This is a genomic window from Halochromatium sp., assembly GCF_046541315.1.
Lineage (GTDB): Bacteria > Pseudomonadota > Gammaproteobacteria > Chromatiales > Chromatiaceae > Lamprobacter.
In genome coordinates this window covers 1-8,443 of sequence record NZ_JBKHDN010000121.1, presented here as the reverse complement: position 1 = coordinate 8,443, position 8,443 = coordinate 1, and the positions used below count along the sequence as shown (strand labels likewise).

At 65.1% G+C, this 8,443-nt stretch carries 7 protein-coding genes; 4 read left to right on the top strand and 3 right to left on the bottom strand.

Going from position 1 to position 8,443, the window contains the following annotated elements; translation table 11 throughout:
* The 3 genes from ACLFQI_RS09110 to pdhA all read right to left on the bottom strand — a co-directional run.
* The coding region (locus ACLFQI_RS09110) for a biotin/lipoyl-containing protein (protein WP_410758676.1) at positions 1 to 417 on the bottom strand (417 nt) is incomplete at its 3' end.
* A gap of 11 nt (positions 418 to 428) precedes the next feature.
* Entirely contained in the window at positions 429 to 1,409 is a 981-nt protein-coding gene (locus ACLFQI_RS09105) for an alpha-ketoacid dehydrogenase subunit beta (RefSeq protein ID WP_410758674.1), read from the bottom strand.
* A 3-nt stretch (positions 1,410 to 1,412) separates the two neighbouring features.
* Complete coding sequence (gene pdhA / locus ACLFQI_RS09100) at positions 1,413 to 2,498, bottom strand: pyruvate dehydrogenase (acetyl-transferring) E1 component subunit alpha (RefSeq protein ID WP_410758673.1); 1,086 nt, start codon at positions 2,496 to 2,498, stop codon at positions 1,413 to 1,415.
* 325 nt (positions 2,499 to 2,823) lie between these two features.
* Here pdhA and ACLFQI_RS09095 point away from each other — a divergent pair, with 325 nt between their 5' ends.
* The 4 genes from ACLFQI_RS09095 to ACLFQI_RS09080 all read left to right on the top strand — a co-directional run bounded on the left by ACLFQI_RS09095 (position 2,824) and on the right by ACLFQI_RS09080 (position 8,330).
* Positions 2,824 to 4,044 carry a 2,3-bisphosphoglycerate-independent phosphoglycerate mutase gene (locus ACLFQI_RS09095; RefSeq protein ID WP_410758671.1) on the top strand — a complete coding sequence of 407 codons (1,221 nt, stop codon included), beginning with the start codon at positions 2,824 to 2,826 and terminating at the stop codon, positions 4,042 to 4,044.
* A 166-nt stretch (positions 4,045 to 4,210) separates the two neighbouring features.
* Positions 4,211 to 4,873: a BON domain-containing protein gene (locus tag ACLFQI_RS09090; protein ID WP_410758669.1), complete on the top strand. Its 663-nt coding sequence runs from the start codon at positions 4,211 to 4,213 to the stop codon at positions 4,871 to 4,873.
* A gap of 212 nt (positions 4,874 to 5,085) precedes the next feature.
* Positions 5,086 to 6,453, top strand: coding sequence for a nicotinate phosphoribosyltransferase (locus ACLFQI_RS09085; RefSeq protein WP_410758667.1), 1,368 nt, complete (start codon positions 5,086 to 5,088; stop codon positions 6,451 to 6,453).
* 44 nt (positions 6,454 to 6,497) lie between these two features.
* Complete coding sequence (locus ACLFQI_RS09080; protein ID WP_410758665.1) at positions 6,498 to 8,330, top strand: adenosylcobalamin-dependent ribonucleoside-diphosphate reductase; 1,833 nt, start codon at positions 6,498 to 6,500, stop codon at positions 8,328 to 8,330.
* The last annotated feature ends 113 nt before the right edge of the window (positions 8,331 to 8,443 follow it).

Genomic DNA, 8,443 nt, shown 5'->3' with positions numbered 1-8,443 from the left:
GGGCTCCTTGGCACTGGGCTCCTTGGCACTGGGCTCCTTGGCCTCTGATTTATTCGTCTCTGGCTTCTCGGCGCTGGGCCCGGCGGAGACCGGGTGCTCGGCCTCTCCTTTTGGTGCTGCGGCGTCGCCGTCATCGTCACTATCGTCGCTATCGCCGTGGTTATCGTTGCCATCGCCGTCGTCCCCGGAAATGATCATCAACAGGTCACCGACCCGAACCTGATCGCCGGATTCGACCGCCACACGCTCGACGGTGCCGGTGTAGGGCGAGGGGATGTCCATGGTCGCCTTGTCGGTCTCGGCGGCAAGCACCGTCTCGCCTTCCTCGACCCGGTCGCCCACGGCGACGTTGATCTCGACGATCTCGGCCTCGTGGAGGCCTTCACCCGGGTCCTGCAGTCGCAATGCTCTACTCATGCCCCTGCCCCTCAAGCCTCGAGCACCTGCTGTGCGCCGGCGACGATGCGTGCGACATCCGGTAGATAGTCGGTCTCACGCGCGAAGAACGGCACCTGGGTGTCATAGCCGGTCACCCGCGCGACCGGCGCCTCCAGATACCAAAAGGCCTTCTCGACCAGCCGTGCCACAAGCTCGGCGCCGGGGCCGTAGCTGCGATGTGCCTCGTGGACGATGACCACCCGACCGGTGCGCCGCGCTGAGGCCGAGAGACGCGTATCGTCAAGCGGCGACAGGGTCAGCAGGTCGATCACCTCGGCCTCGGTACCCTCCTCTGCAAGCTGCTCGGCGGCCTTCAGCGTCGGCTGCAGCATGGCGCCCCAGCTGATCAGCGTAAGATCGTCGCCATCCCGCACCGTTTGCGATTCGCCGAGCGCCATCGGCTCCTCGTCGTCGTCGGGAACCTCCTCGCGAAACGCCCGGTAGATGCGCTTGGGCTCAAGGAACACCACCGGATCAGGGTCGCGGATCGCCGCGCGCAGCAGCGCGCGGGCGTTACGCGGCCCTGAGGGCGCAACCACCTTTAATCCCGGCGTATGGGTGTAGTAGATCTCCTTGCTCTCGGAGTGATGCTCGAGGGCGCGCACGCCACCGCCATAGGGCATGCGCAGCACCAGCGACGCGCTGAAGCGCCCCCGCGAACGCCAGCGCAGCCGCGCCGCATGCGCCTCGAGCTGCTGCATGGCCAGATAACTGAAGCCGGAAAACTGGATCTCGCAGACCGGGCGCAGGCCGTGCGCAGCCATCCCGATCGAGACGCCGACGATGGCCGATTCGGCCAGTGGGGTGTCGATTGCGCGTTCGGCGCCGAAGCGATCCAGCAGGCCCTCGGTGACGCGGAACACGCCGCCGTCGACACCGACGTCCTCGCCGAGCACCAGCACCGCATCATCCGCGTCCATCACCTCGCGCAGGGCCTGGTTGAGCGCCTGCGCCATGGTCAGTTTCGCCATTGCTCAGCCCTCCCCGAGGCGGCTTGCCATCTCCTCGCGCTGCTCGCGCAGCGTCCGAGGGAGTTCGGCATAGTTGTGCGAGAAGATGTCGAGCGGCTCGTCGAGTTCCTGCATCGCCTGCTCGGTCTCTTGCCAGGCCTCATCGATCTGCTCGCTGATCGCGTTCTCCAGTGCCTCGATGCGGTCGTCGTCGAGGATGCCGCGCTCCTTGAGATGGCGCTGGAGGCGGCGCAGTGGCTCGCGCCGCTCCCATTCCTCGACCTCTTCGTCGCTGCGGTAGCGCGACGGATCATCGGCGGTGGTGTGCACCGAGAGGCGATAGGTGACGCATTCGATCAGCGTTGGCCCGCCGCCGTTGCGCGCCCGCTTGACGGCCTCGCGGGCCGCCGCGAGCACCGCCAGCAGATCGTTGCCATCGACCTGGAGACCGGGCATCCCATAGGCGAGCGCCTTCTGCGCCAGGGTCTTCGAATGCGTCTGGTCCTCGCGCGGGATCGAGATCGCCCACTGGTTGTTCTGGCAGACGAACAGGGTCGGGGTCGCGAAGACGCTGGCGAAGTTCATCGCCTCGTGGAAGTCACCCTCGGAGGTCGCCCCGTCGCCGAAGAACACCAGCGCAACAGCGTCGGTGCCGCGGTAACGGGCGGCATAGCCCAGCCCGACCGCATGTGGAATCTGCGTCGCGACTGGAATGGCGATCGGCAGATCCCGAGCATCCTCGGCGATCGCTCCGCCCTCGTTGTAGCCGGCGTTGTAGAGCAGCAACGCCTTCAGTGGCGTGCCGCGCCAGATCGATGCCGCAAACTCGCGGAACGACGGCACAAACCAATCCTGCGCCTGCAGCGCCGCCATCACCCCGACCTGCGCCGCCTCCTGACCGGAGACGGGGGCGAAGGTGCCAATCCGACCCTGGCGCTGTAGGTTTAGCATCCGTTCGTCGAACCGTCGCGCCAGGAGCATCACTCGGTGCATCTGGTCGAGCTGCTCGTCGGACACCTCCGGCGCCAGTGCCTGATCGAGGTTACCGTCCTCATCGAGGACCGATAGATACTCGACCTTGCAGTCTAGTTCGATCGCTGTTCTCGGCATCGTCCCCTCCAGCCATGACTTTCCAACTGAAACAAGCAGTTTCAATGCCATTGCCGAGCGATCATTGTCGAGTCCGCTGCTCCAGCCCGCGTGTGATCAACTGCGGGGCGCTGCAAGCCCGCAGCGGTGGTGGATTGCCACCAGCGCAGGGCCAGGTGCACCACCAGTGGCCTCACTGAGGCAATCGAAACGTCGGAAAGAAGCAGTCCAGCCGTATGGCATCGCGCTTGCTGTTTCAGGTAGCCCGCAGAGCTGGGCGCCTATCAAGCACGCAAGCACGGCGGCCAAGGCCGTCGGACAGATCCACTATCGACGGACTGCCCCCATGGATATCACCGACACCTGGCAAGAACTGATCATTTCCGGCGGCAAGATCGTCTACCTGGTCATGGACGGTCTCGGCGGGCTGGCCAGCGAGGAGACCGGCCGCACCGCGCTGGATACTGCCGAGACGCCGAACCTCGATGCACTCGCACAGGACTCCTCGTGCGGCCAGCTCGAGATGGTCGGCCCCGGCATCACGCCCGGCAGCGGTCCTGGGCATCTGGCGCTGTTCGGTTATGATCCACTGCGCTGGCGCATCGGCCGGGGTGTACTCTCGGCGCTGGGCATCGACTTTCCCCTGCAGCCGGGCGATCTCGCGGCACGAGTCAACTTTGCCAGCATCAACAGCGCCGGTGAGATCACCGATCGCCGCGCCGGGCGTATTCCGACCGATCTCAATCAGCATCTGTGCGCCAAGATCCAAGATGCCCTCGACCTGGACTTCGATGGCGAGGTGTTCCTCAAGACCGAGTCTCAGCACCGCGCCGTGCTGGTATTGCGCAGCCCGGATACCGAGGCGCTGAGTGACGACCTACCTGACACCGATCCTCAAGCGACCGGTCGACCACCGACCCCGATGGAGCCGCAGTCGGAACAGGCCACCAGGGCGGCTCAAGTGGTCGTTCAGTTCCTTGAACAGGCGCACGCAGCGATCGCCGACGAGCAGCCCGCCAACGCGCTGCTGCTGCGCGGATTCCAGCGCTACGAGGTGCTGCCGGGACTACAGGAGCGCTTCGGACTGAAGGGACTCTGCATCGCCGAGTATCCGATGTACCGCGGGCTCTCGCGGCTGCTCGGGATGGACGTCGCTGATTTGCCTGAAGGAATGGACGGCCTGTTCGAGGCCTTCGAGCAGCAGTTCGGCGACGAACATGATTTCTACTTCCTCCACGTCAAAGGGACCGATTCCGCTGGCGAAGACGGCGATGTGACCGAGAAGGTGGCGGTGATCGAAGCGGTCGACCGGCGGATTCCTTGGCTGTTGGAGCAGAAACCGGACGTGCTGGTCGTCACCGGCGATCATTCGACACCGGCGTTGATGTCGGCGCACAGTTGGCACCCGGTTCCGGTGCTCTTGCACGCTCAGCATGCCCGTCGCGGCGATGCCCAGCGCTTCGACGAGACGGCCTGTCTCGGCGGTGCGCTGGGGGTGCGACCAGGCGTCCATCTCATCGGTCTCGCCCTCGCCCATGCCGGGCGTATGAAAAAATTTGGGGCTTAGCGACAGACCGGCGGCTCGGCATTACCTCCTGGCACGGCTCCTGCTTAAGCGGAGTCGGGTTCGAGAAGGATGTGAACGAAGACTCAGGAAGGCAATCCACGACGATGCTCGGTCTCCAACATGAGGCGAGAGCAAACCAAACGTTTCCAGAGAGGAGAACCGAACCATGAGAAATGACGAAGACATCAAAACGGACATCGTAGACGAGCTCTACTGGGACACGCGGATCGATGCTTCAAAGGTGGCCGTTACTGTTGACGACGGCGTCGTGACCCTCTCGGGCGAAGTCCCGACCTACTGGGATCGATCCACAGCCCGAATGGCTGCGTGGGCCATCGCCGACGTCATCGACGTGTTCGACGACATGACCGTGAGCTATGTCGCCCCGCCGCCGCTCCCCAGCGACAGCGAGATCAGAACGCGTGCGATCGATATGCTGACCTGGGATCCTGCGATCGACGAGTCAGACATCACCGTTTCGGTGATTGGCGGCGTCATCACGCTTGAAGGCACAGTGAATGCCCACTGGAAGCGATCGTTTGTGGAGAACAAGATGGGGGGCATCCGCGGAGTGATCAGCGTCGAGAACAAGCTCGCCGTGGTACCGACGAAGACGATTAGGGACGAGCTGATCGCCGAGAACGTCGTCGCTGCCCTAGACAGGGATATCCAGGTGGACGCGCGAGATGTTGAGGTCGAGGTGGACGATGGGATCGTTAAGCTGAGTGGCAACGTGCCGCGTTGGGCCGCTCGCCTGGCTGCCGGCGACGACGCGTCCCGAACCGGGGGTGTAATCAACGTCGTCAACGAATTGAAGGTTGCGGCGTGACGCAGTCGCGGATCGAGCTTCGCGATACTTGCCAACCTGCCGTGGCTGCCCCGCGCTTTCTGCCTCGGCAACGACGACAGTCGCGGCTCGATCCGTTCGACGCTCTTGGCTATCAATGCATCGGCCTGCAGGGACGCGAGGGCGTCGTCTATGACAAGCTCAGCAACCCGACCGCTCTGCCGGTTGCCCGACGACATCCTTAAGAGACCCGGATGATACCCGCTAACGCCCTACTCCTGACCGACCTCTACGAGCTGGCAATGCTGGAGGCGTACCACGCCAACCGCATGGAAAACGAGGCGGTCTTCGACTTCTTCGTCCGCGAGCTGCCACCGGGCTACGGCTTTTTGGTGGCCGCTGGCCTCGAGCAGGTACTCGCGACACTACAGAGCGCACAATTCAGCGACGAGGAGCTGGCCTGGGTCGCCGACAGTGGTCACTTTGGCGACGCGTTCTTGGACTACCTGCGCGCCTTCCGCTTCACCGGCAGCGTGCACGCGATGCGCGAAGGGACGGTCTTCTTCCCGGACGAGCCCATCTTGCGCGTGACGGCACCCATCCCACAGGCGCAGCTGCTGGAGACGCGGATCATCAATCTGCTCCAGTACCAGATCCTGATCGCCACCAAGGCAGCTCGCTGCGTCGCCGCAGCTCCGGACAAGCAGCTCGTGGACTTCGGACTCCGCCGCGCGCACGGCGCTGAGGCAGGACTCATGGCCGCACGCGCGAGCTGGCTGGGTGGCTTTGCCGGCAGCGCCACGGTGCTCGCCGCGGCGCGCTTCGGCGTGCCGATCTTCGGCACCATGGCGCACTCGTTCATCGAGGCCCACGACGACGAGATGCTTGCCTTCGAGCACTTCGCCCGCGCCCGCCCCGATCACCTCGTCTTCCTGATCGACACCTACGACACCGAGGGCTCCGCTCGGCGCCTGATCGGGCTCGCGCAGCGTCTCGCTGAGGACGGCATCCGCGTGCAAGGGGTGCGGCTCGACAGCGGCGATCTCGCCGAGCATGCCCGGCAAGTGCGCGCCATCCTCGACGAGGGCGGTCTCGATGAGGTGCATATCTTCGCCAGCGGTGGACTCGACGAGCACCGCATCGCCGCGCTGCTGGCCGGGGGCGCGCCCATCGACGGTTTCGGCATCGGTAGCCGACTCGACACCTCTGCCAACGCGCCGTACCTGGACTGCGCCTACAAGCTCACCGAGTATGCCGGGCAACCGCGCCGCAAGCACTCCGAGCACAAGGCCACCTGGCCCGGTCGCAAGCAGGTGGTGCGCCGCTACGACGCTGCCGGACGCATGGCTGGTGATCGCATCCAACGCCATGATGAGCCGGCCGATGGTGAGTCGCTGCTGGAGCCGGTGATGGACTATGGCGAGCTGAAACAACCCGCGCCGACGCTGGCCGAGTCACGTGATCATTGCGCGTTGCAGCTCTCGCGCCTGCCGCCCGCGCTGCGTGCCCTGGACGCCGCGCCGGACTACCCCGTTGAGATCTCAGATCGCATCCAGGCGCTGGCGCGCGAGGCGGACGTGCGCATCACCCAGCAGCAGCTTGCTGGCCACGGCAAGGGATGACGCTCGCAACCACTGACCTTACCCCGCGATGAGGCCCGAACGCGATGCAGCCCCAGCCGATCACTGTCGATGTCCTGCGCGAGAAATACGCGGCCGACGGCGAGACCGATATTGACGCGATCCAGGCCCGGGTCGCCCGTGCACTTGCCGCCGCCGAGACGAGCCCGCACGCTTGGGAGCAAGGTTTCATCGAGGTACAGCGGCAGGGTTTCATTCCCGCTGGGCGTATCGCTGCCGGCGCCGGGCGCGATCTCGACATCTCGTTGATCAATTGCTTCGTGCAACCGATCGGCGACAGCATCGGCGGTCGCGAAGGCGGACGGCCAGGCATCTATCCAGCCCTAGAGGAGGCCGCGCAGACACTGCGCCGCGGCGGCGGCGTCGGCTATGACTTCTCCCTGATCCGACCCCAAGGCGCCCTCGTGCGGGGGACCGGCTCCAGAGCGAGTGGTCCCGTTTCCTACATGCGCGTCTTCGATCGCTCCTGCGAGATCTTGGAATCGGCCGGTGCGCGTCGCGGCGCCCAAATGGCGATGCTGCGCGCTGATCACCCCGATATTGAAGCCTTCGTGCACGCCAAGGACCAGGCCGGCGAACTGACCAACTTCAATCTCTCGGTCGCCGCCGATGACGGCTTCCTGCGCGCGGTCGAGAACAACGACTGGCTCGATCTCGTCCATGCGATCGAGCCCGGAGCGGAGGCCCGCAGCGCCGCAACCCGACGCCGAGAAGACGGCCTCTGGGTCTATCGGCGAATCGCGGCGCGACAACTGTTCGACGCCATCACCGAGCGCAGCTGGCGGCATGGCGATCCGGGCATGGTCTATATCGATACCGTCAACCGGGAGAATAACCTGCGCGCTCTGGAGCGGATCGAGGCGACCAACCCTTGCGCCGAACAGCCGCTACCGGCCTATGGCTGCTGCTGCCTCGGCTCGATCGACCTGACCCGATTCGTCAGCAATGCCTTCGGCCCAGATGCGCGGCTCGACCTCGACGGACTGCTCGCGCTGGTGCCGACTGCGGTGCGCATGCTCGATGACGTCCTCGACGTGACCCGCTGGCCGTTGGAGGAGCACGCCGCCGAGGCGGCCTCCAAGCGCCGCATCGGTCTCGGCTTCACCGGACTTGGCGACTGCCTGGCGATGCTCGGGCAGCGCTACGATTCCGAGGCGGGACGCCGGCAGGCGGCCAGGATCGCGACGCAGCTGCGTGACGCCGCCTACGCGGCATCGGCCGACTTGGCCGAGGAGAAGGGTCCATTTCCGCTGTGCGAGCCCGCAGCACTGGCGAACACGGCATTCATCAGGCGTCTTCCCGATGCGCTGCAGGCGCGCATCGGCCAAAACGGGCTGCGCAATAGCCACCTGCTATCGATCGCGCCCACCGGAACCATCTCGCTTGCCTTTGCCGATAACGTCAGCAACGGCATCGAGCCCGCCTATTCCTGGTCGTACCAGCGTCAGCGTCGACTCGCCAACGGCACTCGCAAGACCTATCAGGTCGAGGACCACGCTTACCGTCTTTATCAGGCCCAGTTCGGCCCCGACGCGGCGCTGCCCGACGCGTTCGTCTCCGCGCTCAAGATCGGTGTTGAGGATCAGATGGCCATGGTAGCGGCAGTGACCCCCGCCATCGACTCGGGTATCAGCAAGACCGTGAACCTGCCCGATGACTACCCGCTTGCCGACTTCCAAGACCTGTATCTCAGTGCGTGGCGCCGGGGTCTAAAGGCGCTGTCGACCTTTCGGCCGAGCGCTGGTCGCGAGTCGGTGCTGAGCGCCTCGGAACAACCGAAAGACGCCAGTGCAGATGCAGGCAAGGAGAACATGCCGGGTGACGTCTGCCCGCTTTGCGAACAGCAGGCTGACTCATGATTCCAGCCATAGCTCATCCTTGAGGTAGGAGGTCCGGCTGAAGCCACAGCTACACTGAGCATCACGACCCTTTGTCGGCGTACGCCAATGGCGTCGTCTTGTCTGATCCTTAA

Coding starts and splice junctions, on each gene's coding strand:
- ACLFQI_RS09080 (WP_410758665.1), top strand. CDS start 6,498: ATGCAGCCCCAGCCGATCACTGTCGATGTCCTGCGCGAGAAATACGCG.
- pdhA (WP_410758673.1), bottom strand. CDS start 2,498: ATGCCGAGAACAGCGATCGAACTAGACTGCAAGGTCGAGTATCTATCG.
- ACLFQI_RS09105 (WP_410758674.1), bottom strand. CDS start 1,409: ATGGCGAAACTGACCATGGCGCAGGCGCTCAACCAGGCCCTGCGCGAG.
- ACLFQI_RS09095 (WP_410758671.1), top strand. CDS start 2,824: ATGGATATCACCGACACCTGGCAAGAACTGATCATTTCCGGCGGCAAG.
- ACLFQI_RS09090 (WP_410758669.1), top strand. CDS start 4,211: ATGAGAAATGACGAAGACATCAAAACGGACATCGTAGACGAGCTCTAC.
- ACLFQI_RS09085 (WP_410758667.1), top strand. CDS start 5,086: ATGATACCCGCTAACGCCCTACTCCTGACCGACCTCTACGAGCTGGCA.